22 protein-coding genes are annotated in these 25,468 nt (G+C 63.9%); 12 read left to right on the forward strand and 10 right to left on the reverse strand.

Annotated features, from left to right (window positions below):
- Positions 1 to 220: 220 nt before the first annotated feature.
- The 9 genes from NVV99_RS24630 to NVV99_RS24670 all read left to right on the forward strand — a co-directional run bounded on the left by NVV99_RS24630 (position 221) and on the right by NVV99_RS24670 (position 11,858).
- Positions 221 to 1,318: a site-specific integrase gene (locus tag NVV99_RS24630; RefSeq protein WP_260783170.1), complete on the forward strand. Its 1,098-nt coding sequence runs from the start codon at positions 221 to 223 to the stop codon at positions 1,316 to 1,318.
- 5 nt (positions 1,319 to 1,323) lie between these two features.
- A complete protein-coding gene (locus tag NVV99_RS24635; protein WP_033098644.1) occupies positions 1,324 to 2,334 on the forward strand; it encodes a hypothetical protein in 1,011 nt (336 codons plus the stop codon).
- Positions 2,335 to 2,542: 208 nt separating this feature from the next.
- A complete protein-coding gene (locus NVV99_RS24640; protein WP_260783168.1) occupies positions 2,543 to 4,975 on the forward strand; it encodes a type I restriction-modification system subunit M in 2,433 nt (810 codons plus the stop codon).
- A complete protein-coding gene (locus NVV99_RS24645) occupies positions 4,975 to 6,210 on the forward strand; it encodes a restriction endonuclease subunit S (RefSeq protein ID WP_084295202.1) in 1,236 nt (411 codons plus the stop codon). The genes NVV99_RS24640 and NVV99_RS24645 overlap by 1 nt, the downstream gene beginning before the upstream one ends.
- On the forward strand, positions 6,207 to 6,938 hold the full coding sequence (locus tag NVV99_RS24650) for a TIGR02391 family protein (RefSeq protein WP_033098629.1): 732 nt from the start codon (positions 6,207 to 6,209) through the stop codon (positions 6,936 to 6,938). Before NVV99_RS24645 ends, NVV99_RS24650 begins: the two co-directional genes overlap by 4 nt.
- Positions 6,935 to 10,030, forward strand: a complete 3,096-nt coding sequence (locus tag NVV99_RS24655; protein WP_033098628.1) for a type I restriction endonuclease subunit R — start codon at positions 6,935 to 6,937, stop codon at positions 10,028 to 10,030. Before NVV99_RS24650 ends, NVV99_RS24655 begins: the two co-directional genes overlap by 4 nt.
- Positions 10,017 to 10,739, forward strand: a complete 723-nt coding sequence (locus NVV99_RS24660) for a M48 family metallopeptidase (RefSeq protein ID WP_033098627.1) — start codon at positions 10,017 to 10,019, stop codon at positions 10,737 to 10,739. The genes NVV99_RS24655 and NVV99_RS24660 overlap by 14 nt, the downstream gene beginning before the upstream one ends.
- Positions 10,740 to 10,908: 169 nt before the next feature.
- A complete protein-coding gene (locus NVV99_RS24665) occupies positions 10,909 to 11,415 on the forward strand; it encodes a TIR domain-containing protein (protein ID WP_019287553.1) in 507 nt (168 codons plus the stop codon).
- Positions 11,412 to 11,858, forward strand: a complete 447-nt coding sequence (locus NVV99_RS24670; RefSeq protein WP_033098626.1) for an HIT family protein — start codon at positions 11,412 to 11,414, stop codon at positions 11,856 to 11,858. Before NVV99_RS24665 ends, NVV99_RS24670 begins: the two co-directional genes overlap by 4 nt.
- Before the next feature lie 45 nt (positions 11,859 to 11,903).
- On the opposite strand, the gene NVV99_RS24675 is transcribed toward NVV99_RS24670, so the two are convergent.
- The 3 genes from NVV99_RS24675 to NVV99_RS24680 form a co-directional block, all read right to left on the reverse strand.
- On the reverse strand, positions 11,904 to 12,494 hold the full coding sequence (locus NVV99_RS24675; RefSeq protein WP_157127034.1) for a hypothetical protein: 591 nt from the start codon (positions 12,492 to 12,494) through the stop codon (positions 11,904 to 11,906).
- On the reverse strand, positions 12,491 to 13,081 hold the full coding sequence (locus NVV99_RS27305; protein WP_084295204.1) for a toll/interleukin-1 receptor domain-containing protein: 591 nt from the start codon (positions 13,079 to 13,081) through the stop codon (positions 12,491 to 12,493). Before NVV99_RS27305 ends, NVV99_RS24675 begins: the two co-directional genes overlap by 4 nt.
- A 289-nt stretch (positions 13,082 to 13,370) precedes the next feature.
- Positions 13,371 to 13,892 (reverse strand): hypothetical protein, encoded by a 522-nt coding sequence (locus NVV99_RS24680; RefSeq protein WP_033098625.1) that lies wholly within the window; start codon positions 13,890 to 13,892, stop codon positions 13,371 to 13,373.
- Positions 13,893 to 14,698: 806 nt separating this feature from the next.
- Between NVV99_RS24680 and NVV99_RS24685 the strand changes: the two genes are divergently transcribed.
- On the forward strand, positions 14,699 to 15,652 hold the full coding sequence (locus tag NVV99_RS24685) for a DUF732 domain-containing protein (protein WP_019287557.1): 954 nt from the start codon (positions 14,699 to 14,701) through the stop codon (positions 15,650 to 15,652).
- Positions 15,653 to 15,754: 102 nt separating this feature from the next.
- Here the strand turns inward: NVV99_RS24685 and NVV99_RS24690 are convergent, their stop codons facing one another.
- The 3 genes from NVV99_RS24690 to NVV99_RS24700 form a co-directional block, all read right to left on the reverse strand.
- Positions 15,755 to 16,099: a hypothetical protein gene (locus NVV99_RS24690; RefSeq protein WP_019287558.1), complete on the reverse strand. Its 345-nt coding sequence runs from the start codon at positions 16,097 to 16,099 to the stop codon at positions 15,755 to 15,757.
- Between the two features lie 178 nt (positions 16,100 to 16,277).
- A complete protein-coding gene (locus tag NVV99_RS24695; protein WP_019287559.1) occupies positions 16,278 to 17,279 on the reverse strand; it encodes a DUF6308 family protein in 1,002 nt (333 codons plus the stop codon).
- A gap of 446 nt (positions 17,280 to 17,725) precedes the next feature.
- Positions 17,726 to 18,547, reverse strand: a complete 822-nt coding sequence (locus NVV99_RS24700; RefSeq protein WP_065996631.1) for a hypothetical protein — start codon at positions 18,545 to 18,547, stop codon at positions 17,726 to 17,728.
- An 891-nt stretch (positions 18,548 to 19,438) separates the two neighbouring features.
- On the opposite strand from NVV99_RS24700, the gene NVV99_RS24705 reads away from it, so the two are divergent.
- Positions 19,439 to 19,744 (forward strand): hypothetical protein, encoded by a 306-nt coding sequence (locus NVV99_RS24705; protein ID WP_033098679.1) that lies wholly within the window; start codon positions 19,439 to 19,441, stop codon positions 19,742 to 19,744.
- A gap of 108 nt (positions 19,745 to 19,852) precedes the next feature.
- Entirely contained in the window at positions 19,853 to 20,080 is a 228-nt protein-coding gene (locus NVV99_RS24710) for a hypothetical protein (RefSeq protein WP_232333536.1), read from the forward strand.
- A 132-nt stretch (positions 20,081 to 20,212) separates the two neighbouring features.
- Here the strand turns inward: NVV99_RS24710 and NVV99_RS24715 are convergent, their stop codons facing one another.
- From NVV99_RS24715 to NVV99_RS24730, 4 genes are all read right to left on the reverse strand, one after another.
- Positions 20,213 to 20,845 carry a hypothetical protein gene (locus NVV99_RS24715; RefSeq protein WP_232333537.1) on the reverse strand — a complete coding sequence of 211 codons (633 nt, stop codon included), beginning with the start codon at positions 20,843 to 20,845 and terminating at the stop codon, positions 20,213 to 20,215.
- A gap of 82 nt (positions 20,846 to 20,927) precedes the next feature.
- Complete coding sequence (locus NVV99_RS24720) at positions 20,928 to 21,908, reverse strand: Fic family protein (RefSeq protein WP_232333538.1); 981 nt, start codon at positions 21,906 to 21,908, stop codon at positions 20,928 to 20,930.
- A gap of 1 nt (position 21,909) precedes the next feature.
- Positions 21,910 to 22,098 carry a hypothetical protein gene (locus NVV99_RS24725; RefSeq protein ID WP_033098681.1) on the reverse strand — a complete coding sequence of 63 codons (189 nt, stop codon included), beginning with the start codon at positions 22,096 to 22,098 and terminating at the stop codon, positions 21,910 to 21,912.
- An 86-nt stretch (positions 22,099 to 22,184) separates the two neighbouring features.
- On the reverse strand, positions 22,185 to 25,468 hold a 3,284-nt coding region (locus tag NVV99_RS24730), incomplete at its 5' end, for a helicase-related protein (RefSeq protein ID WP_260783169.1).

Below are 25,468 nucleotides of genomic sequence, written 5' to 3' on the forward strand. Positions count from 1 at the left end.
GCGGATTTTCGCCCTGGTGCTATGTCAGTCATGGTTTGTGCGGGGTCAGTGCCGATAATTGCCATTAGCGCACCATCAAGTTCGAAACCGCAGATGAGCGCGTTTTCCTGCTCGAGAGCGTCGGTGCCGGGGGGTAGGCTCCGTGTTCGTGCCCGACCACCTGCTCACGAGCCACTCCGACGACGTGTCCGTGCCTGTCCCGACCTTCGGAGACCCCGCCATGCCGGTGTTGCCGGATGAAACCCTCACCAAAATGGCGGGGACCGTCTCGCGGTCGCGGTCCGAGTCGACCCGGCGAAACTACGCCGCCGACTGGCAACGCTTCACCGCCTGGTGCCAGCGCGAAGGTCACGCGGCGTTGCCGGCGCATCCGCTCACCGTTGCCGCCTACCTGCTGGGCGCCGCCTCGACGGTGACGGAGGCGGGGGAGCGGGCCTACTCGCCGGCCACCCTCGCGCGGTGGGTCGCCGGGATCGGCTACCACCACCGCCGCGCCGGCCATCCCGCCCCCGGGGCGGACGAGCTGGTCGCCGCGACCTTGTCCGGGATCCGCCGCGACTACGCGACGGCGGGGGAGCGGCCCCGCACTCCCCGGGCGCCGCTGCTCACCGCCGACATCATCACCATCGTCGACAAGATGCGCGCCGACAGCAGCAGCTGGGCCGCGGAGGTCCTCGAACGCCGCGACGGTGCGATTCTGCTGCTCGGCTTCGCCGGCGCATTCCGGCGCAGCGAACTTGTTGCCCTCGCCTGCAGTGACGTGTCCTTGCACCGGCTCGACGGCCTGCACATCCGCCTGCGCAAGACCAAGACGGATCAGGAAGGGCGGGGGAGTGTCCGGGCGCTGCCGTTCACCCACAACCACACCAGTTGCCCGCCCTGTGCGTGGATGCGGTGGGCACAGGTCGTCGCCGCCTTCGACACCGGGGGCCGCCCCGCCGTCATCCGGCTGCTCCGGGGCGCGGAACCCTTCGAAGCGCATGTGTGCCGCGGTGTGCGGCCGCGCATGGTGCCGTCCTCGCCGTTCTTGCGATCGATCCGCAAGAACGGCAACCTCTCCGAGACCGCGTTGTCGGGGGCGGCGGTGCACCAGGTGATCCGGCGCCGCGCCGCTCAGGCCGGCTACGACGCCGACATCGTGCAACAGTTGGGTGGGCATTCGCTGCGGGCCGGGTTCGTCACCCAGGCCTTCCGCAACGGTGCCAGTGCGCACGCGATTATGCGCCAGACCGGGCACAGTACCCCCGCCATGCTCGAAACCTACGCCCGCGAACATGCCCCGCTCATCGGCAACGCCGTGACCAATCTCGGATTGTGACCGCGATGGCCAGAATCGACCGAGAAGCGTTCCACCACAACGATGTTCGCGATGCCAACCTCGGCCTGCGGATCCCCGCCCGCTACCGGCACGATTGGATGCTGTTCGCCGACTGGTGTGCCGCTGCGGACCACCAACCCACCCCTGTTGCGCCTCAGACCCTGGCGTTGTTCCTACACGAACACCCCGCTACGGCCGCAACGCAGCGGCGCCGGATGTCGGCGATCAACGCCGTCCACACCGGGCACGGCTACCCGCCGCCGGGGCGCACCGAGACGGTGCGCCGGCACCTCGATGCCGCCCGCGCCCAGCGCCTCGACCGGATCGAGCGCCTGCTGAGGCAGCGGGCGGTCGAGCTACCCACCGAGGGTTGGTCGAGTGGACTGTTCGGCCGTCGCGACGCGCTGCTGCTGGTCCTTGCCGCCACCGGCATGAACTTCACCGACCTCACCCGGCTACGCCGCCGCGACCTCCGCCTCGACGGCGACACACTTATGGTCACGACCCGGTCCGGCGAACAATTCCGGCTCGTACCCGATCCCGAGACCGGATGCGATCCAGCTGCGATCTATCGACGGTGGGCAAACATCCAGACGTTCCTCGACCAGTACCCGGGCACCCATCTGCTGCGCCATCACCTCACCGCCCCCACCGAAATCATCGCCGACCCGCTCGATGCCGAACAGGCGCGCCAGCCGTTGCTGTGCCCGATCGACCGCTGGGGACACCTCCCACACGCGCAACCGATGACCCCGCACTCGGTATCGACCCTGGTGCGAGCGCATCTGTCCGGCCATGCTCCGGTCCGGAAGGTGCTGCCGGTGTGTCCTCCGGACGACGCCGAGGTCTGGGTCGAACCCCAGATCGACCTCGACCCCGACTACTACGAACACGGCACTGCATCCCGACGCCGCGACCACGAGAACCTTGAGGATCTCGCCGAGGTCTTCGATGAGATCGAAGACCGCACCGACGCCCTGCTCAAGGACCTGATGGCAGTGCTGGAGGGATGTTGAACCGGTACTCACCTCGGCCGAGGTGGTGCACGCCGGCCCGCAGGCTGGGAGGGCCGAGATGGGACGGGCGCCGGTGGAGAGGCGTTCTGGAGGCAACTCCCGTCCCCGAGGGGTTTGTCGGGGTGGCACGATTCAATGCAGGTTCGAACGGTATCGATTCGGCGGCACCCGTCGACGAACGATCCGCAGGCACGACAGGAAGGCGACCGTGGCGCTCAAGAAGTCCGATCTGTACTCGTCGTTGTGGGCAAGCTGCGACCAGCTCCGCGGCGGGATGGACGCCAGCCAGTACAAGGACTACATCCTGACGCTGCTGTTCGTGAAGTACGTGTCCGACAAGGCCAAGACCGATCCGAACAGCCTGATCGACGTGCCGGAGGGCGGATCGTTCGACGACATGCTCGCCGCCAAAGGCGACAAGGAGATCGGCGACCGCTTCAACAAGATCATCGCCGCGCTGGCCGAGGCCAACGGTCTGCGCAACGTCATCGACCAGGCCGACTTCAACGACGAGGAAAAACTCGGCAAGGGCAAGGAGATGCAGGACCGGCTCTCCAAGCTGGTCACCATCTTCAACGACCTGGACTTCCGGGGTTCGCGTGCCGAGGGCGACGACCTGCTCGGCGACGCCTACGAGTACCTGATGCGCCACTTCGCCACCGACTCCGGCAAGTCCAAGGGCCAGTTCTATACCCCCGCCGAGGTCTCTCGCATCCTCGCCAAGGTTGTCGGTATCGGACCGCACACCCGCCAGGACCACACCGTCTACGACCCGGCCTGCGGGTCCGGCTCGCTGCTGCTCAAAGCCGCCGCCGAGGCCCCGCGTGGCATGACGATCTACGGCCAGGAAAAAGACAACGCCACCTGGGCGCTGTCGAAGATGAACATGATCCTGCACGGCAACGAGATCGCCGAGATCGAAAAGGGCGACACCCTCACCAACCCGCAGTTTACCCGCAACGACCAACTGCGGACCTTCGACTTCGTCGTCATGAACCCGCCGTTCTCGGTCAAATCCTGGAGCAACGGCCTCGAGCACGACTACGGCCGCTTCGAATACGGCCGCCCCCCGGAGAAGAACGGCGACTACGCCTTCCTGCTGCACGCGCTTAAGTCCCTCAACAGCACCGGCAAGGCCGCGATCATCCTGCCCCACGGGGTGCTGTTCCGCGGCCACGCCGAGGCGACGATCCGCCGCAACCTGCTCCAACACGGCTTCGTCAAAGGTGTCATCGGGCTGCCGGCGAACCTGTTCTACGGCACCGGCATCCCGGCCTGCATCGTCGTCCTCGACAAGGAGAACGCCCCGGCCCGCACCGGGGTGTTCATGATCGACGCCTCCAAAGGTTTTATGAAGGACGGCAACAAGAACCGTCTGCGCAGCCAGGACCTTCACAAGATCGTCGACACCTTCACCAAGCAGATCGAGATCGACCGCTACTCCCGCATGGTGCCGCTTCGCGAGATCGCCGATCCGAAAAACGACTACAACCTCAACATCCCCCGCTACATTGACTCCTCCGAACCCGAAGACCTCCAAGATCTGCACGCCCACCTCCACGGCGGCATCCCCGACCGCGACCTCGACGCCCTCAGCAACTACTGGGACGCCTTCCCCCAGCTACGCGGTCATCTCTTCACCCCAAACCGCCTCGGCTACAGCGACCTGGCCATCGACGTGAGCCAGGTCCAGCAGGCCATCCTCGACTCCACCGAGTTCCAGCAGTTCACCGACGAAGCCCGGACACTGACCACCGACTGGTTCGCCGCGCACCGCGACACACTCGCCGCTATCGACGAAGACACCACACCGAACGACCTGATCGCCGCCCTCGGCGACGACCTGCTGGCCCGCTTCAAACCCATCCCACTACTCGACGAATACGACATCTACGAACAGCTCATGACCTACTGGCACGAGGTCATGCACGACGACGTCTACCTGCTCCTGGCCGACGGCTGGCACGCTGCCGCCCGACCCCGCCAGACCATCGAGGACAAGGACCGCAAACTCTCCGAAACCCCCGACCTGGTCGTCGGCTCCGGGCGCGGCGCCACCAAATACAAGACGGACCTCATCCCGCCGGCGCTGATCGTCGCCCGTTACTTCGCCGACGCACAGGCCAGAATCGACGAGCTCACCGCCGCCGCCGACGAGGCCACCCGCGCCGTCGAGGAATACCTCGAAGAACACGCCGTCGAGGACGGACTGCTCGCCGACGCCATGGGCGACGACAAGATCTCCAAAGCCCTCGTCGCCGGACGATTGAAGGCGATCAAGAAGGGTGGTGATCCCGAGGAGATCGAGGCACTGCAGCAGGCGATCGAGCTGTACAACGCCGAAGCCACCGCCAAGAAAGCCGTCAAGGAAGCCCAGAACGAACTCGACCTCGCCACGCTCAAAAAATACGGCGACCTCACCGAAAACGACATCAAAACACTCGTGCTCGACGACAAATGGCAGGCAACCATCGTGCACCGCGTGGTAGGTGAAGTCGAAGCGCTCACCCTCGACCTGGTCGCGCGCATCCAACAACTCGGCGAACGCTATGCGGCAACCGTCCCAGATCTCGATGCCGAGCTCGATCAACTTGAAGCCAAGGTTGCCGAACACCTAGCTGCAATGGGGGTTTCGACTTAATGACGGTTGTGGCTGAATGGAAAGAGACGACGATCGGTTCGGTGGCGTCCGTGTCCCGTGGCGCTTCTCCTCGTCCGATTGCATCGGCGAGGTGGTTCGACAGCGGAAGCGATGTTCGTTGGGTCCGAATTGCTGACGTAAACCGATCTGATGGACGGACACTCCTCCAAACTACGCAGGCATTATCGTCTGATGGGATAGCTCGAAGTCGGTACCTTGCGCGTGGCACACTGATCATGAGTATCGCCGCTACAGTTGGCGTCCCGGTGATAACCGGAATTCCAACATGCATCCATGACGGTTTTGTAGCCTTGGAGAACCTGAAGGTAGATCAAAAATTCTTGCTCTATCTACTAAAAGCATCCGAAGGTAAACTGCGCGAGGCAGGCCAGTCTGGCTCTCAGATGAACGTGAATACGGACATTGTAAAGGGTCTGAATATCAGGATCCCCATCAATCAAGGGGAGCAGAAACGCATCGCTGCCGCACTGTGGGACATTGACGACCTGATCGCCACCCTTGAGCGGCTCATCGTCAAGAAGCAGGCGATCAAGCAGGGCATGATGCAGCAGCTCCTCACCGGACGTACACGCCTGCCTGGGTTCGTCGGGGCATGGAAGCTGCGACAAGTTTCAGATCTAGTAGACGGCTTGGCTGCCGGTGTCAGCGTTCGCTCGACTACTGCGACTACCGGTAGAGGCTCGATTTTGAAGACATCGTGTGTAGAGAACGGTAAATTCATACCGAGCGAATCGAAACCAATTTTGCCCGCCGATATTCCTCGTGCTCGCTGTAACCCCCTTGGGGGAAGCCTCGTCATCAGCCGAATGAATACCCCTGCGCTTGTTGGTCAAGTTGGGTACGTTCGGGAGACGCGTCTCGAACTTTTTCTGCCGGACCGCCTTTGGATGGCTAGAGCAAAACGCGGAACCGTTACTGACATGCGTTGGCTCACATACCACTTTGCCTCAGACTCTGGTGCAAGTTGTCTTCGAGGGATGGCGACTGGCACCAGCGGGAGCATGAAGAATATCCCTAAAGATCGCTTTCTATCTTTAGAGATCGAGGTCCCTAGTGAGCGCGAGCAAGTAGCAATTGCAAATGCCCTCCAGGATGCCGACGACGAAATTGACTTGCTGGAGGCACGGCTTGCAAAGGCTCGTGCTGTAAAGACAGGCATGATGCAACAGCTACTTACTGGACGCACTCGATTGCTGGCGGAGCCTGCGGCATGAACATTGAGTGGGCAATTGAAGAACTCGACAAGTTCATCGAACAGACGGTCATGCGCAACGGAAGCGGTTCACATGGCGGTATAGCCGTCTTCACCTCCCAAAACTACACAGCTGCATCCGATGCTGACGTCGCGAGACAGGCCCAGGTCATCGAGAAGATTCTCGACCGTGTCATTCCCGATTGGCTTACCGCCATCGAGAATTCGAAGAGCAACCGCTGGACACGGCATCGTGAGGCTGCAATCCGGGCCCGTGAAGAGCTGGTCCGTGATGAGGAGATAAGGCAGAACCTCGGTGATAATGCCCCGGAACTTTCTGCTGCCCGGCTGCATACCTGGGTGTGGGATGGGGCCAGATCCCTTTGGCAATCGGGTCACTATCGCGAGGCTGTCGGTGGTGCGATTCGAAAGCTCAATGCCGAGACACAGAATAAGGTAGGTCGCCGCGATATCAGCGAGACCGACCTGTTCAAACAGACGTTCTCTCTTGAGGATCCGAAGCCGGCCAAGGCGCGCCTACGTCGAATGGAGAACGATGGAAGCGACACCTACAAGTCAGTACAGCGAGGCGCGATGAGTCTGGCTGAAGGCATATTCGCTGGCATCCGCAATCCACTCAGCCATGAAGTTGACCAGGAACTGAGCGAGCAGGAAGCGCTCGAATACCTCGCAGCCCTGAGTGTGCTGGCCCGATGGGTCGACGAGGCGGAGGTAGAGGCGGGTTCATGAGTGATGTCGGGCAAGTCGAGCGGAAGACACAGGACCGGGTGGTGGTGCTGTTCCGTGATCAGCTCGACTACGAGTATCTCGGGAACTGGGCCACGCGTGCCGGTAACGCGAACATCGAAACCGCGTTGCTGACCGCCAGCTTGAAGGCCCGCGGGTACGACGCCCCGCTCATCAACCGGGCCCTCGATCAGCTCGGCAAGGCCGCAGCGGTCGGTGCCGGGCACGGCCTGTACGAGGCGAACCGGGAGGTGTACGGGCTGCTGCGCTACGGGGTGAAGGTGCGCCCCGGGTTCGGCGAGCAGACCGAGACGGTGTGGCTGATCGACTGGAAGAACCCGCACGCAAACCATTTCGCGATCGCCGAGGAAGTCACCGTCGCCGGCCAGCACACCAAACGCCCCGACCTCGTGCTGTACGTCAACGGGCTGGCACTGGCCACCCTGGAACTCAAACGCTCGAAGGTAGCGGTGTCGGAGGGAATTCGGCAGAGCATCGGCAATCAGCGCCCGGAGTTCATCGGCTCGTTCTTCTCCACAGTGCAGTTCGTGTTCGCCGGCAACGACGTCGAAGGTCTGCGCTACGGGGTGCTCGACACCCCGGAAAAGTACTGGCTGGAGTGGAAAGAACCCTCCGAGATCCCCGATCCTCTCGACCGCGGGCTGGTGCAGCTGTGCGGCAAGGAGCGGCTGCTCGAGCTGATCCACGACTTCATCGTCTTCGACACCGGGGTGAAGAAGGCACCCCGGCACAATCAGTTCTTCGGGGTCAAGGCCGCTCAGGCACGGATCGCCCAGCGTGAGGGCGGCGTCATCTGGCACACCCAGGGCTCGGGCAAGTCCTTGACGATGGTGTGGCTGGCGAAGTGGATCCGGGAGAACCAGCTGGACCCGCGGGTGCTGCTGATCACCGACCGCACCGAACTCGACGAACAGATCGAACGAGTCTTCCAGGGCGTCAACGAGCAGGTCTATCGCACCACCAGTGGCGCGGATCTGATCGGCACCCTCAATACCAGCGAGCACTGGCTGATCTGCTCGCTGATCCACAAGTTCCGCGGCACCGACACCGGCAAGGACGCCGACGAGGAGGCCACGGCGAAGTTCATCCAAGAACTGCGCGCCACCGTCCCGAACGATTTCAAGGCCAAGGGCAACATCTTCGTGTTCGTCGACGAGGCACACCGCACCCAATCGGGGGCGATGCACGAGGCGATGAAACAGCTGTTGCCGGGTGCGATGTTCATCGGGTTCACCGGCACCCCGCTGCTCAAGGCGGACAAGGCCACCAGCATCGAAACGTTCGGTACGTTCATCCACACCTACAAGTTCGACGAGGCCGTCACCGACGGGGTGGTGCTGGATCTGCGATACGAGGCCCGCCACATCGACCAACAGCTCACCGCCCCAGCCCAGGTCGACGCGTGGTTCGACGCGAAAACCAAGGGCATGACCGACCTGTCGAAGGCGGAGCTGAAGAAACGGTGGGGCACCCTGCAGAAGGTCCTCACCAGCAAGTCGAGGGCCGAGAAGATCGTCTCCGACATCCTGCTCGACATGGAAACCAAACCCCGCCTGATGGACGGTCGCGGCAACGCCATGCTGGTGGGCTCGAGCATCTACCAGGCCTGCAAGTTCTACGCCATGTTCGTCGCCGCGGGCTTCAAAGGCAAATGCGCCATCGTCACCAGCTACACCCCCAACGCGAGCGATGTGGCGAAGGAAGACGCCGGGGTAGGGGACACTGAAAAACGCTTCCAGTACGACACCTACCGGCGGATGCTCGCCGACTTCTTCGGCGAACCCGTCGACACGGTGGCCACCCCGGCCAAGGTCGAGGCGTTCGAGCAGGCCGTCAAGCGCCAGTTCCGCGAAAATCCCGGGCAGATGCGGCTGCTGATCGTCGTCGACAAACTCTTGACCGGCTTCGATGCCCCGTCGGCGACCTATCTGTACATCGACAAGAAGATGCGCGACCACGGCCTGTTCCAGGCGATCTGCCGCGTCAACCGGCTCGACGGGGACGACAAGGACTACGGCTACGTCGTCGACTACCAGGACCTGTTCAACTCCCTCGAATCTGCAATCACCGACTACACCTCCGGCGCCCTGGACGGCTACGAGAAAACCGACATCGACGGGCTGCTGTCGGACCGCATCGACAAAGCCCGCGAGAAACTCGACGACGCCCTCGAACGCGTCCGGGCACTCGTCGAACCCGTCGCCCCACCAAAGAACACGCTGCAGTATCAGCAGTACTTCTGTGCGCTCGAGCCCGGAAACACCGACCAGCTCAAGGCGAATGAACCCAAACGCGTCGAGCTGTACAAGTCGATCGCCGCCGCGGTGCGGGCGTACGGCAACCTCGCCAACGAGATGACCGAGGCCGGCTACACCCCAGCCGAAGCCGACACGATCCGCCAAGAGGTCGCCCACTACGTCGATGTGCGGGCCGAGGTGAAACTCGGTGCCGGCGAGAACATCGACTTCAAGCAGTACGAGGCCGGGATGCGGTACCTGCTCGACACCTACATCCAAGCCGGCGCCTCCCAGATCGTGGCGAACTTCGCCGACACCGGGCTGATCGAGCTCATCGTCCAGCACGGCACCGGGGCCATCGACACCCTCCCACCGGGGATCAAGAAAGACCCCGAGGCGGTGGCGGAGACGATCGTCAACAACATCCGGCAGGTGATCGTCGACGAACACGCCCTGAACCCGAAGTACTACGACTCCATGAGCACCCTGCTCGACGCGATCCTCGACGAACGCCGCCGCCAAGCCCTCGACTACCAGCAGTACCTGACCCAGCTGATCGACACCGCCAAGAAGATCGGCACCCAGGACTCCGGCACCACCTACCCCGAGTGGGCCGACAACGGCGCCCGCCGCGCCCTGATCGACTTCGGATTCGACGATCCGGCCACACCGATCCAGATCGACACCGCGATCCTGACCAGCAAACCCCACGACTGGGTCGGCCACCCCATGAAAGAAAAAGTCGTCAAACGCGCCCTCCATAAGGTTCTGCCCCCGGACTTCGACCGGATGGACGAGCTATTCGACCTGATCAAGGCCCGCGATGAGTACCACTAACGCCTACCTGAGCGTGCGCGGCATCGACATCGATGTGATCTACAAGGACATCAAACACCTCCACATCGGCGTCTACCCACCGTTAGGTCGGGTGCGGGTCGCCGCCCCCATGAGGCTCGACGACGACCAGGTCCGCCTGGCGGTGATCCAACGCCTGACGTGGATCAAACGCCAACGCGACAAACTCCGCTCCGCGCAGCGGCAATCCGAACGCGAGATGGTCACTGGCGAATCCCACTACATCTGGGGGATACGGCGCCGCCTCACCGTCATCGAACGCCCCGGACGAGCGCACGTCGAGATCGACGGCGCCCGCCTGCTGCTCTACACACCCCCCGGCACCTCGGCCGACAAGCGGCGCGAGTATCTGGACCACTGGTACCGCGAACAGCTACGCCAGGTGATCCCCGACCTGATCTCCAAGTGGGAGCGTGAGCTCGGGGTGAGTGTGCCGCAGTGGACGATTCGGCGGATGAAAACGAAATGGGGCTCGTGCAATCGCGAGACCCGGCACCTGTGGTTCAACGTCGAACTCGCCAAAAAACACCCCGATTGTCTCGAATACATCGTCGTGCACGAAATGATGCACTACTTCGAACGCAATCATGGTGAACACTTCACCACGTTGATGAACCAGCACCTACCCGACTGGCGGCAACGCCGTGACCAACTCAACGGGGCACCACTTGGGCACGAACAGTGGCCATAACGTGCCCCATCCAATGAGGTGGGGCACGGTGAGTTGACGAAGGCTACTGGCTGGACGAGGAGCCCTCCATGCACCTATCGGACCAATGATATCGGCCCGGATTCGTAGGATATGAGCTGAGTTGCTCGGCCTAACAGGGTTCGACCAAAAGATTCGAACAGGAGTGCATGTGTCTCGATCCTCTTTTGTTAGCTTCCACTACCAGCGAGACCATTGGCGAGTCCAGCAAGTCTTGAGGATGGGAGCACTGGATGAACAGGTCGAGCTGCCAGCGCAAGATTGGGAACAGGTCAAGCGCAGAGGAGACAAGGCCGTCGAGGAGTGGATCGACAAGCAGATGAACTACAAGCAGGCGGTCATCGTGATGATCGGAGCGGAGACCGCCTCGCGGAAGTTCGTTCGCTACGAGATCCAACGCGCCTGGGCGATCAAAAAGCCGCTACTCGGTGTGTGCATCCATGGCCTCAAGAATTCCGCAGGAATCACGGATCAGCCTGGAGCGAATCCGTTTGCGCAGTTCGGTTTTTCCGACAGCAGTAGGACATATGCCGACTATGTTCCCGTCTACGACCCAGCCGATTACACTGGTCGCTTCGCTCCTACGAGCAATGACATTTACGCCGCGATTCAAAAAAACATCGCAACGTGGGCCACTCAGGGCTATCGACGACCATGAACAAGAGTGAGAATCCCGAACACCTATGTCCGTTCTGTGCTATCGCTGCACGCCGAGGACCTGCACGAGAAATTATGCGCACCGCGGACGTCATTGCCTTCCTTCCGGACGTGCCTGCGGTCCCAGGGCACACCCTCGTCGTGCCACAGGCTCACGTGCGCAACATCTGGGAGATTGATGAGCACACCGGACATGTGCTGGCCGATGCTACGCGTCGCGTTGCAACAGCGGTTGCCCGCGCAACTCAAGCCGAGGGCATGAACATCATCCAGTCGAATGGAGTGGCTGCTGGCCAGTCAGTCTTTCATCTCCACATTCATGTGGTGCCGCGCCACATGGGCGACCGCATTCCTGAGCTTTGGCCGCCCGATGCAGACTGGTCGGATGCGGAGCTCGATTCCATCGCCTCGACCATACGAGCATCGATTGATGAGCTCGGTTGACATTCCGAAAGACACGGTCGCGTTGAGACCCTACCCCTCCCCCCCCTACGACGGTGGCGGGGAAAAGGTCTCGCTGGGTTGGGGGGCGGGCATGGGTACCTGTGGGAGCGGCGTTGCACTGTCATTGAGGGTGGGTTCCGGGTTATCAGGTACGCCGGTCTGCAAACCTCCCTCGGTTGTCACGCGGATTTCGTAGGGGGACGGATTAGTTTCGGCTGGAGATAGAAGTGCGAGAGTGAGAGTCACAAGGAAGATCAGAACAATCATTGCACCATAAAAAAGACTCAAACTTACCGAAAATGCCACGGCCCACCATGAGTGTCTAGGCACGTAGCGTCGCGGATTAATTTTGAAGTCTTTGACGGTGCCCGCTGCGACTGCATCATATATGTTTCGGAATGCGCGCTCCTGCCTCAGGTAGTAGGTGTCCAGTATCCAAAAAACGAGTGCGGGAAGAACAGCAGCGGCGGCGAGTAAAATATGGTCATGCGCTACCGCAAATCCCATGAGAGCCGAAACCAGAGTAAGCGACCATCCTTTCAGCAAGAAAGAATTGTTCGCCAACCTGGTTATTATCGACTGGACGAACTCCATATGCTTATGATGGTCGTTCTGATTTACTTGCGAGGAACTCATCGACGCTCCAGGTCCTCGTATCGTCCCTCAGTACGAGCAAAAGACTTGATCGGCTCCCCGCGCAGACCCGAAGGGAGCACAGCGTATGGCTCTGTCGTCCCGTAGGGCAATACTTCAACCTTCTCGATGACCTTATACAGCCCCAAGTACTCCTGCCCCACGAAGTCGTCGTACTTGACTGAGCTCTCGATGGGGAGAATCGAAATACGCTCAGCATTCCGTAGACCGTCGAAGTATCCGAGCTCCCACGGCATCCACCGCGATTCGCAGGCCGCCCTTGAAGTTGCATAGATCATCGTTCTCGACACGCGCATCTGGTCCCGAAGGCGGGCTGCCGTGGCAGATGATACTTGAGTGCGATCCAGCTGAGGATCCTCTATCCAGTCGACGTATACGCTCAACCCTTGCTTCCGCAGCAAATTTCGCAATCCTAAAATAAGGCGAGCGTCCCGAACGCTATGACTGAGGAATACATCGAATCCTCCTAGCGCAGACTTTTCTAACCTACTTAAAGCATCAGCTGCCGAGCTTGCTGTACGCCCCTCGGCGTACGTCAACAAGTCTTGTTCGGTGTAGTACAGAGCCATCTGTTCTCCCTTCGAAATCCCATTTAACCAGTGACGACTGACACCTTTAGGGATTGCTGCGTGATCCGGTAACAGACTGACCTGGTCCTACGAGGTGCCGAATCATCCGGGCCTGCAGCATTCTCCTCTCCGGAGCACCAGGCGCGTGCTGCGAGCGATTCTCCCAGCGAAAATTGGGTGTTTGCACAGTCTGAAAATTTCTGGCATCGTGAACGGTGCCCAGGGCACTAGCTCTGGTGAAGTGAGCCCGGCAGCCTTCCGGACGGTTGGTGAGCCGGGTTTCGCGTTTCTACCGCACCGTCATGGTCTTGGTGATCAATGGGCGGACCCGATCGGGCCACTCACCGCCTTTGGCCAGGCACCACGCGACCGCATCAGGGATCCACAGCATCGGTTCCTGCTTGGCCCGAAGGTGGTGATAGGTCAGCTGCTCGCGGATCCCGTGCTTGCCGGCCGCTTCGAACAGGACCCGTCGGTCGGACTTGACGGTCGAATCGTCCTGCTCGAGGACCAGCCGAGAGATCGGCAGCTCGGCGAGGTCTTCCACCAAGGTTTCCAGGCAGCGCGGACGTCCGAGCTTGGGTGTGAGCCCGGCAGCGTGATAGACGCGTACCTGCACATCCAAGGTCACCAACGCCGAGCAGATCGCACGTCGCCGCGAATCCCGTTCGGACTTGAAGTGAATCCGCTCCTGACCTTTCATCCGCAACCCCGCCAAGGTGCGGCGGGCGTGCTCGAGCGCCGACGGGTCCGCGACCGCAGCGACGACCATGATGCCGCGGACGGTGTTCTCGTCGATGAAGGCCTGCACGGGTATCGAGCCTAGAGAGGACGCAACCGTGCCCGGACAGAAGGTCGGCCCCGCCGTCGACTCGGGTTCATTGGTCCAGGAATGCCCGAGCGCTGCCTGCTCTCTACCCGCACCCCACCGAATGAGGCATGACGAGATTCGGAGCACCGAGGAAACCCGTGCACGCGTCGGGATGTGCCCACGGGCCTAATCTGCCAACGTCGACCGAGCCCAAATGCGCCTGCAGGCACCGTTGCCCACCGGGGTCGTTGCTGTGGGCAGGAGCCAGCGAGCGTTGTGCGGTGGTCAGCGAGCCTCACAGTCACGACAGCGGACTACTGCCGGGCGCTCCAGGACTGCCCCGGCGTTGGTGCCGAGCTGTTCACCATTGCCGAGCCGTTCCCACGCCCGGGGCACGTCCCGGATCTCACCCCACTCGGACAGATCACTCTCGTCGTTGTGCGGACAGCCGGGTAGATGCGCGGTTCGGCTGGGACTGACCAGAATCCGCGAAGGATCGACTGCGGTCTTTATGCCTGCGAGCACGCGGGTGTGTTCGCACTGGCCGACCATCAGGTCACATCGGGGGCATCGTTGATCACTCACATCCGGGACATCGAACCGAGCGATGGAGACGTTTCGGTGTCGGCCGTGTCCGGTGGCACCTGTTCGCGATCGCATGCGCGCAGATGGTGAACACCCAGCTTCTTGAGCTTCTCATGTGGGCGTGTGGCGCCGACCTCACCGGAACCACCCCGGTCCTGTAACGGGCCGGTGCGACGGGACCGACAGAGCAGACAGAAAACTCCCCAGAGAACGGATCACCGATGACCCAGCTCTCCTATGCTCGCCGGCTCGCTGTGGTGGTGATCCTGGCTCTGCTCGGTCTTGTGCTGACCGGCTGCGATCCGCAGGACGAGACGGACACGGCCACCGGCGACGTGATCGTCGACGTGCAAGGCATGACCCTCGGCGACGCCAAGGATGCTCTGGAACCGATCGGACTCGAGGTCGAGACGAGTGACATCACCGGCGAGGACCGGTCGGTGTTCATCGAACAGAACTGGATCGTGGCCTCCCAGGACCCTGCCGCCGGCGAACCCGTCGGTGACCACACCACCATCACCTTGACCATCGGCAAGGAAGACGAAACGTCGCCGGCCCCCACGCCCGGTGCGGAACCGTCGACGGTGGTGGTCCCCGAGGTGCTCGGCATGGCACTTCCCGACGCGAAGAACCGGATCGAAGACGCGGGGCTGGACGTCGAGGTGCACGACGACACCGGAGAGGATCGTTCGGTGCTGTGGGAGAGCAACTGGTCGGTTAACAGCCAGAGCCTGGCTGCCGGTGAGCACGCCCCGCCCGGGCAGGTCATCACGTTGGGGGTGCTCAAGGATGGGGAACTACCGGCCGGCACCGGCGAGGACGTCTCTGCTGCTCCGCCGCCCCCGGCTTCTCCGTCGGAGGTCGAGGAACAGATCGCTCGGATGGACCCCGAAACCCAGACCATGATCAACGACGCCACCTATCTCGGCACTCTCGAACTGGGCGGGATCGACTACGGAGACGAGGGCACCGCGATAGCGGCAGCGCACACTCTCTGCAGTGATCTGCAGGCCGGCACGGATCCCTTCGCGATCCGGTACGCGATGATCAAAAGCAGCATGGACCGCGGTGCTGCGGTCAGTGGCGACGAAGCACAGTGGATCCTCGAAGCTGCGGCGGTGGCGTACTGCCCCGACTACGTCGATGCGGTCGTCAACAGCGGGACTCCCCGATGACAGACTCTGTGGTCGCATTCTTCGAGCAGTGGCCTTCGCCGCTGTCACCGCGGCCGTCCTGCTCTCGGAACGCCCTTCCTGGCAACCGTTACGGCCGGCTCCTCAGGGGTTATTCCAGTGCCATGTCCGGACATTAGGTGTCGATGATCGCCCAAGCGTCGTGCCGGGAAAGGCGAGGTTGCCGTGCACGATCATTGCCTCGATCGTCTCGGCAGGGGTCGCACGCTCGCGGAGGGCACTGCAGGTCGTCGACGCGATCTCGTGAAGTAGGGTCGAATCGACGTTCTGGTATTCGGCGCCGATGCCCGCCTCGTCGAGTTTGCGTAGCAGGGCGCTCACCTCGGCCGTGCCCGTCCCCTCATCCGTCTCGTCCGGTTCCGAGGCTGAGCACGCCGTCAGTGTGAGGACCAGGCATCCGGCGCCGATGATCCTTCGTACCGTCGCCATAGTCGAGATCCTCCCCTGGATAGGACACCATCAGCCGTCGACGCTCCTCGGTGTCCGGACCGATAGCACGCGCCGGAACCGGTGATTGCGTCCAGCCTGCCGCGTGAGCAGCCCACTCGAACGCAATGTGTCGATTTGACGCTGTCCGTTCGAAAGATCGGTTGATGCGGTGCCGGGTTCAGGTGGTAGCCCAGGTCAGCAGGTCGAGTAGACGCACGTCGGTCAGGGTGGCGATCCGGCGTACCTGCTCGCTCTCGGACTGCTCCAAGCGTCGACGGAACATCGGGAGGGCACCGCTGTCGAGGTTGGTGCACACGTCGTCGCGGATGGCCGCCCAGAACATCTTTTGCCTGCCGCGGTGGGGGTATCGGGCCGCGGCGGCACGCGCAGGATGCCGGTAGAACGCCATGACCTTCGAGTCGAGGATGGGGAACAAGCCGGGGCGTTTGAGGTGGAGCACCTTGCTGATCTTGGCTACCCCCACCTGCCGGGGCGCGGCAGTGCGGAAATGCTCGTAGAGAGCTTCGGCACGGTCGTAGAGTCCGCCGCTGACGTTCGGGTCGGCGTCGACCAGCTGTGCCTCGATCGGCACCGCCGCCCACGGGGCGTCGACGGCGCTGCGGATGAACCAGTCGCGGTGGGCGTGGCTGATGCGGGAGCGCACCTGGTGGGTGCGGGCGATCTCGTCGGCGGTGATCACCGCGGCGGGTCCGGGTCCGGGCAGGTCGTAGCGGGCCACGGTCACTGCCGGATAGCCGTGGGCCGTGGCGACCGCGGTGTCGATGTCGATGCTGCGGCCGGCGATCACCAACACGGTGGCCGCGGCCTCACCGCCAGCGCGGTTCATCGCTTCTGCTGCCCCGGCCGGGCCCGGGTCGGTGTCGTCGTTGCTTCCCGGGTCGGTGTGTGGATGCGTGGCGGACGTGCCTGCATTCGGCGCGGTGGGGATTTCCGTCGGGTCAGGCCGGCTCGAGGTGCGGATCGTGCGAGCAAGTGCCCGCAGCTGCTGCAGCGATCGGATTCCGTCCGGGACGCTGTCGTCGCCGGGTGGTCGTCCATCTCGGGAGCAGGCGCGGAAGTCCTCGGTGCCGGTTTCGTTCATCGCATCGTGGAGGTCGTGTGCTGCGGCGATGTACTCGGCGCGGTCCTGTTCGGTGAGCGAGCCGAGGTAGCTGCCCAATGTCTCGATCTGCGCCTGGGCGTGGGTGCGTGCTGCCGCGTCGGACTTCGTCTGCGCGGGTGTGCCAGCCCGGTGTGATTCGGTGGTCGGCGCGTGGGCTGTGGCCGATCGTGTGCGGAATCAGCCCGCGTAGTGCGGTGAACATCGTTCCCCTCGGTGCGTGTCGGTGGCCTCTCATCATGCACGCCCGCTTGACGACTCGACACGCATCGACTTTGGACGGAGGCGATCACGCAGGGCCCCGGGATCAGGTGGGCAGACGACACCGAGGGCTGTCTACGACGTCGCGGCCCTGGTCGGCGATGAGTGCGTGCCTGACCGCAGAACCCATCCCCGCCGCAAGGGGTACGGCGGGGATGGCCGAATCCAGTATGACAGGTCGACCCCTTCGAACCTCGAGGTCCGCAGCTGCGACAGTCGGCAGTGCAGGGACCCCGGCTGGGGGTTCACGAGCCGGCCGGGGGCGTGCGCAGGTCCTGGAGTTCGGCGCGCAGTTCGGCAACACGTTCGCGGGCGGCTTCGGCTTGCGCGTGTGCGGCGGCGGCGTCGGCGCGGGCGGTGGAGGCGCGGTCGCGTTCGGCGGCCGCCGCGGTGCGGGCGGCGGTGAGTTCGGCTTCGAGCCGCCGGATGTGGTCGGCTGCGGTAGCCGCCGCGGCGTCTTTCTCGGCGATCGCTCGGGTCAGCCGCTCACGGTGCTCGTCGAGCTGCCCGGTGAGCAGCTCGATCCGGTGCTCGAAGCCGACGATCTGCTCGCGGTGGGCCGATGCGGCCTGATCGAGCTGCTGCTGCCAGCGGTCCTGTGCCGCGGCATGATCGGCCCGGGCTGCGGTGAGCTGGGCGAGGACCTCGGTGGCCTCGGCGTCGGCGGCCGTGGCGGCCGCATCGGCGTCGGCGCGTTCGGTACGAGCGGTGTCGAGTTCGTCCCGCAGTGCCGCGATCTCGGCTGCGGCGTCGGCCCGGACCTTGTCGGCCTCGGCCTGCACGCGCCGCAGCTGCGCATCGATCGCCGCCGGATCGGCGAGCAGATCGGTCGCGGTGGTGATCGACGACGCGATCGTCGTCAGCGTCTCGAGCATCGCCTGGGCTTCGCGGCGCAGCAGCGGTACCGCGTCGGCGAGGGTGCCGATCGCCTCGACCGGATCGGTCGGCAGCGCATCCTGTTGTTGCTGGGCGCGGGCCTTGTCTTTCTGGCGCTGCCGCCAGGCCCGTACCCGATCGGCGTCGGTGGCGTATTCGCGGCGCCGTCCCCCTCTGGCTTCCTCGGCCATGACCCCGCCCTCCCGACCCGATGACGTTCCGTATCCAGCATCGTAACACCATTCGTAACGTACGTATCATGATACGTACGTTACGAATGGTAGGGATCGATGCTCCGACCAGGCGATCGGCCCCTGCCGTCGGCGTACCTCCCGAGGCTTCCGCGCCCCCGGGGCACCTCGTCGGCCGCGCCCTCGCCATGGACCGGGGGGCCGCGGTGGTCATCGGTGATGTCATCGCCCGCGAGGGCGCCGTGGCAGCCTGGTCGATCCCCGGGTCGGTCGTTCGAGGGGCAGGACGGTGCCGGCGGACCCCCACTTCCCCCGCTTCGTGGACGGCAGTGACCGCGACCGAGGCGGGTGTGCAGGCCGGTGCGGGGGGGTGCCCGGCATCGGAGGTTCTTCCGCTCTCGGCGCCCCGGTTTCCTGCGGAAACGAGGCGGCAGGTCGATGCTTCCCGAGTTTGCTCTCGCGTCCCTCCATCGACCTGCCGCCCACCGACTATAGTGTCCGGATCGAACACATGTGCGAAAATCGGTGGTGTGGTGTCCTACGAACGCGCACCGAAACGGTGCCCGAACGGGCACCGATTGGGCCCGCACCGGGTGGTCGTGGGCTGGACACCGTGCACCTGCGCGACAGCCCTGCGCCCCTCGGGAGCCACCGGACACCGCACCTACCGCCAGTCGTCTGCGAAGCGGAAATCCTCATTCCGCCCCACACGGGGCCACCGTTCTCCGGGGTGCAATGGCCGCCGAGACAGACACAGGAGCAACCGCGGCCCGACTCGTCAGGCGAGTGAGCCGGCCGGATCGCAGACGCGGCGACCCACCGGATCCAGAACATTTAGCTTCGCTGAAATTGTGGTGTGAACTGCGAAAATGACACGTCCCCTGTTCTGTCGTGTCGATCGGAGACAGCACCACCATCAAGCCCGGCGATCAGGGGAAGGTCAGCGCACGCGGCACGTTCGTGTTCACCGTCAACGACATCGACGAGGACACCGGCATGGCCATGATCGAGGTCGACGCCGACAGTCCGCTCACGTATCCGTGGCCGGCGCGTCTGACCGATTTCGTGCCTGTCGAGGACTGGACTCCGAGAGTTCCTTCCTCCTGCCGGTCGCTCTCGCTTCACCTGTTTGGTGCCGCCACATCCTTCCGCTACGGTGACCGCTGCAATCACCCGAGTTCCCCGACAGGTGAGTGATTCCCTGACGGGTCGAAGGATGGTCCCCGGCGCCCCCGCCGGGGACCATCGCCTTTTCCGCTGCTGGGCTGTGCGTGCAGCCGGCGAGACAGTGGCTACTCTCGGCGCGTGGAGGACAGGACGCGAGCTATCGGTGATGCCGCCGATGCGATGACCGACGATGAGCTCGAGACCGCGATTGCGGCGCTGCACGCCCGTGAGCGGGAACTTCTCGTCGCGGGGGACAGCGATGCGGCGTTCGCTCTGATGGGTACGAAGTTCGTGTTGCTGTCCACACTGGAAGACCGGCGACGCGGGTCCGGTGATGTTCCTGGCGGTCAGGGAGTCGGCTGGTGAACACAGGGGATGCTGCGCAGGCGTCGAAGACAGCACCTGCGGTCGATGAGAGCAGCATCCCTTCCCGCGAACTCGATCGAGGCCACGGACCGAACCTCGATAGCTGAACCGGACAAAAGCAGTCAGTCACCCTCAGGACATCGGCGCGGGACATTGACCGGTTTCTGCGCCGATGGAGTTGATTTCCGCATTGGATCGCGGATCACCTGCGTAGTTGATCTGATTGGTGCACCGGTCGTCGGGCGCTGCGTTCGGATCCGGCATCGTGGTCCCGGATGGGTATCGGCACACGGTGCCGTCACACTCGGGTGTATTCGCCTCGATTTCGCCTTGAAGAACCCGGTCGTGAACGGATTGACAGTAGTCGGAGTACCCAGTGACGGTGCCGTCCGACCAGTACGTCACGATCGGCCCGAGGCCCATCTGACAGTCGACTATGTAGGGCTCCTCGACCACAGGTGCTTCGACTGCGGCCGTTTCGGACATCGGGGGAGAGGGGGCCGGTGCCAACGCAGGAGGAATGGGTTCCACCGACTCCGCGTCGGTCTGCGGCGTGGGTTCGGTCTCGCGCGGGGAGGATTGCACAGTCGTTGCGCTGGTGGGGATTTGGGAAGTGGCGGTGGGGGGCGAGGTGGACCCGTTGTCGGAACCGCAGCTTGCGAATACCGCACAGAGGCACGCGATTCCGGCCAGACGCAGGATGTGGGCCATGTCGAGTATTTCGACGATCCGCTTTGAACCGTTACGCCGGGCCGGATTTGGCATGCAAGTTCTTCGGCGCACGTATAACTACAGGCATATGGGGAGTTGAGGTGGCGAGGGTATGTACGAGATTCTGAATATCTCGTCATTCCGTCCCGCTCGGTATTCGATTTATAGATCGAGATCGTGACTCATGTGTCGGTTGCGGGGCAAGTCCACGGGGGGTAGCGACAGGATCCGGCGTGGATGTGTCGAGGGCGAAGTTGCGGGTGGAGCGGGGGTGCCCGGAGACAGCGGCGGCGATGGCGCGGAGATCGACCCCGTGGTCGATGAGCGGGCCGATCGGCAGCGGATCGGTGTCGATGATCGCCTGATCGAGCACGTCGCGCATCAGACGGGTGTCGCCGGTCTGCATGTATTCGAAACGGCCCCAGACGAACTGTTCGCGCAGGTCCCCGACCAGAGGATTCGACCGCAGTTCGGCCTTGTCCACGGCTTGGAACCGGTCGGTGTCGAGGGTGTAGCCGGCCTCGGCGGACAGCTGCCGGAAGAAGGCGAACTGGGTTCGGGTGTTGCCTTCGCGGAAGGGGTGCACGTAGTTGATGCGCAGCCACACCGTGGTCAGCTCGTCGAGGAAACTCTCGCGGCCACGTCCGCGCAGGTTGTCCTTGGCGGCGATGCGGTCGAGGACGGCGGTCGCGGCCTCCGGTACTTCGCGGGCGGTGAAGTAGGCGTGCCGGGTTTCGGTGACGTGGTTCTGGCCGGCGCGGATGGCGGCGACGTCCGGTCCCATCTTGACCATCGGCCAGTCCCACGGTGCGGTGCGCAACTGTCCGGCCCAGGGGTAGATGTCCTGGAACAGGTGGTGGTGGATGCGCTGGAAGTGCGGTAGGTCGAACCGGCCGGGGATGGGATGGTCGGCCAGTTCCTGCATTCGCGAGTAGCTGGCGACGCCTTCGACGCGGTGTACGACCTCGGCGTCGGGGATGCCGTGGGGCCACCGCGGTGATTGCAGGAGCAGGTTCTTCATGACGGCGCGGCTGGTGTCGGGCACCTCGTCGCGGTGCCAGGTGATCGTCTCGGGGATGAAGTAGTCCAGCCACTCTCGGGAGTATCGCGGGGCCATGTCAGTCGATCTCGTAGCCGGCCTCACGAGCGATGATCCTGGTGACGTCGTCGACGGTCTTGGTGCTGCGGATCAGTTCGACCAGCAGTTCTTTGTCGCCGTCGCTCATCTCGCGGCCTTCGATCGCCATGATCGGTTCCATCGCGGCGAGGGCGGCGCGGGCTTCGGCTTCGGTCTTGCGTGGTGTCATGGATTCCCCCTGGTCGGTGGTGGCGGTGGGGCAGAGCCTTGGGATCGGTTCTGGCCCCACCGGTGGTGTCGAGCCTAAAGGCGTGGTCAGACGGCGCGACCGTCTTCGTATCCGCCGTCGTATCCGGCTTCGTACTGCGGTAGCGGGTCGGTGTGCCGCTGTGGCCCGGTGGTGCTGTGCGGGTCGAAAGTGCGCAGCGGACGTACATCCCCTGCGGCCTGTAACCCTTGGACGAGGGTCTCGTCGAGTTCGAAGGCGTCCGGGGCATCGATGTCGACCGTCTCGGTCGGCTCCACGATCACGTCACCGTCGAGTTCGGTCACAGCTTCGGTAGGTTCGACCACCGCGTCGACCGGCCCTGTCGCCCTGGCGGCGGTGCTGTCGAGGCGTTCGCGGCGTTCGATGCTGGCCTGGTGGATCGCTTCGCGGGGGATCTGCCGGTCGGCGGCGAACGTGTCGACCAGTCGGCTGCCGAGGCTGAAGGCTTCGCCTCGGGTGTTGACCGCGTCGCGGTCGATACCGCCCTCGCCGTCCCAGGCTTCGAGGTGCCATTGCCGCTCGTCCCAGGACACCCGTGCCCCGGGACGGCCGCTGCCCGAGTCGAAGCCGTACTGCCAGATCGCTTCGGTGTCGTCGAGGGCCATCCACGGATCGGCCTTGCGGTTCTGTTCGCGGATCTCGGCGCCGTCGAGCCATGCTTGCCGGGCTGCGGCCATGCGCTCGGGTACTGAGGCGATGAGCTCGGCCTTGCTCATGTTCCGGTGTTCGGCCCATGCATCGGTCGGGTTCAGATCGAGAGTCCACTGCGGGTACTGCCCGTCCGCAGCCCGTCGCTGCTGGTCTTCACGCACTCGACGCAGCGCCTCGGGAGAGTTCTCGCGGGCGTTGACTTCGAGCCGCAGTTCCTCGGCTCGCAGCTTCGCGGCCTCGAGTTCGGCCGTGTCGGTGAAGTCGAGTTCCGGTTCGGCCTCGGCCTGCGCGAGTCGGCGTCGGTTGTGTTCGATCCGCGATTCGATGGTGGTGGGGTGCCGGTCGGCGCGGTCGGCGATCTTGCGGATCGTGGACAGCATTCCCTGCGCTCCGGTGGAGCGTTCGAGGACGTTGAAGAACCGGTCCCGCTCGTACCAGGCGGTTTCCTCGCCGACGGTGACGGAGAACTGGCCGAGGGTCTGGCTGTAGCCCAGGCTCAGCGGCACCCCGCCGATGACACCGAAGACCTGCTCGTCACTGCTGCGGGTCACCTCGTCTTTGAGCCGGATCAACGACCCTCGCAGGGCATCGGCCAGCTCCGCCGTCTGCGAGTCGGGGATCGTCCCGTCGGGGAACGCCCATGTGCGCTGGGCACGGTCCTCGACGGCGCTCCAGGCTGCGAGCTTGCCGGCGACCTCACGGACCTCGGGTAGCCGTTTCTCGTCGGCGGTGATCGATCGGCTCAGTGCCCGGATCGCAGCGTTGCGGGCCGCGTTGGCGTTGAGTACTGCATCGCGGCGGGCTTCGAGTTCGGCGACCTTCTGGTCGGCTTCGACCTGCTCGACGAACACCGGATCCCCGGTGGCCGCGGCCTTGCTCTGCGCCCACGAGACGGTCAGGTCCCCGCCGATGTCGTCCATGGTGGGTGGCACATCGGCCTTGCGGATCATCGCCACGAAGTTCGATTTGCGGGCGACGTACTGGTACATCATCGCGTCGTAGGAGCGGCGGGCGACCATGTTGACGACGCTGACGGTCTCGTGGACGTTGCCTTGGCGGATGATGCGGCCGAGGCGTTGTTCCATGTCCGCGGCCGTCCACGCGGGGTCGAGGTTGATCATCTGCTTGAGTGCCCGTTGGACGTTCAGGCCGGTGCCGCCCTTCTTGGTGGAGGTGAGCAGCACCCGCACTCGCCCGTCGGCGCAGGCTTGCACCAGGCGGGCCTTGGCCTTGGGGTTGTCGTAGTCGTGCATGAACGCGATCTCTTCCCGTTTCATGCCTCGGGCCACCAGGGCGTCGCGTAGTTCGGTGTAGAGATTGCGGGCCTTGGGGCCGGCTCCGGCCTTGGGGGTGCCGCGGTCGCAGAACACCAGCTGGAACACCCCGGTCATCTCGGGGCCGTACTTGTCGGCCGGGATGTGCAGGTCGGCGTGGTCGCGGTGGACCTGCCAGATCAGGTCGGCGGCGTGCTCGACCCGGCTGTGCTGCGGGTCCGGTGCACCCAGGTTCGCCAATGACGGATACATCGTCAGATTCCGCCCGTCGGTGGCGATCTTGAGGCTGTTGTCCAGGTCCATCCGATCGCCCTGGATCTGGGACATGCGCACATCCAGATCGGCCATCGCGTCGATCGCGTCCTGTCCCATGTCGAACTCCACGATCTTCGGGGCTCCGCCGTCGAGGACGGGCAGGCGCACCGGGATCCGATCGGAGGTCACCACGTCCCGGAACTGGTCGAGCATCGCCACCAGCTGCGGGACGTTGGCGTATTCGGCCATGCGGGTTTTCATCTGGATGCGGGTGGCGGTGGTGTTCATCTCCGGCACCGATACCGGTTTGGCGAAGGTGCCCGCCCAGTTGTCGATCCGTCCCAGGCCGGCCTCGTGCAGCAGGTCCGGGCGCAGGTACTTGGTCATCACCCAGATTTCCGACAGTGAATTGCTGATCGGGGTGCCGGTGGCAAACGCGATCGCCTTGGCCGGCGCGTGTGCCATCCCCTGCTCGGCGCCCAGGGCGCGGGCCTTCTCCCGCAGGTGCTTGGCCTTCATCTCCAGGTCGGTGGCTCGCTGGGAGCCGTTGGTGACCGCCAGATCGGCGCTGTTGGATGGGCGGGTGAGGTTCTTGTAGTCGTGCGCCTCGTCGATGAACAAAAAGTCACACCCCGACTGTTCGAAGGTCAAGCCTTCGTCGGTGGCCTTGGCCGCGATGATCTTCTCGACCCTGGCCTCGGCGTTCTTGATCGCCTGCTCGATCTGCTTGACCGTGAACTCCGCGCCTTGACTGTTGGCGGCGTCGAGGGCCTCGCGCAGCTCACCGAGTTCGCCTTCGAGGTACTCGATCTGCGCTTCGCGGCGCATGGCGATGCGACTGAACACCGACTGCGGCACGATCACCAGGTCCCAGTCTCCGACGGCGGTCTGCCCGACGAAGCGTTGCCGGTCGTCGCGCCCGTCCAGGTCGGCGGCGACGAGGATGTTCGCGTTCGGGTAGGCGTCGCGGGCCTCGGTCGACCACTGTCCGAGCAGGTGATTGGGCACCACGATCCACGGCTGGCGGATCTGCCCGAGTCGTTTGGCTTCCATGCACGAGGCGGTGATCGTCAGGGTCTTGCCGGCCCCGACCACGTGGTCGAGCAGGATCGTCTCGTCGTGCAGGAACCGTGTCACGGCGGCGGCCTGGT

It is taken from the genome of Rhodococcus sp. PAE-6 (assembly GCF_025290685.1).
GTDB lineage: Bacteria > Actinomycetota > Actinomycetes > Mycobacteriales > Mycobacteriaceae > Rhodococcus > Rhodococcus pyridinivorans.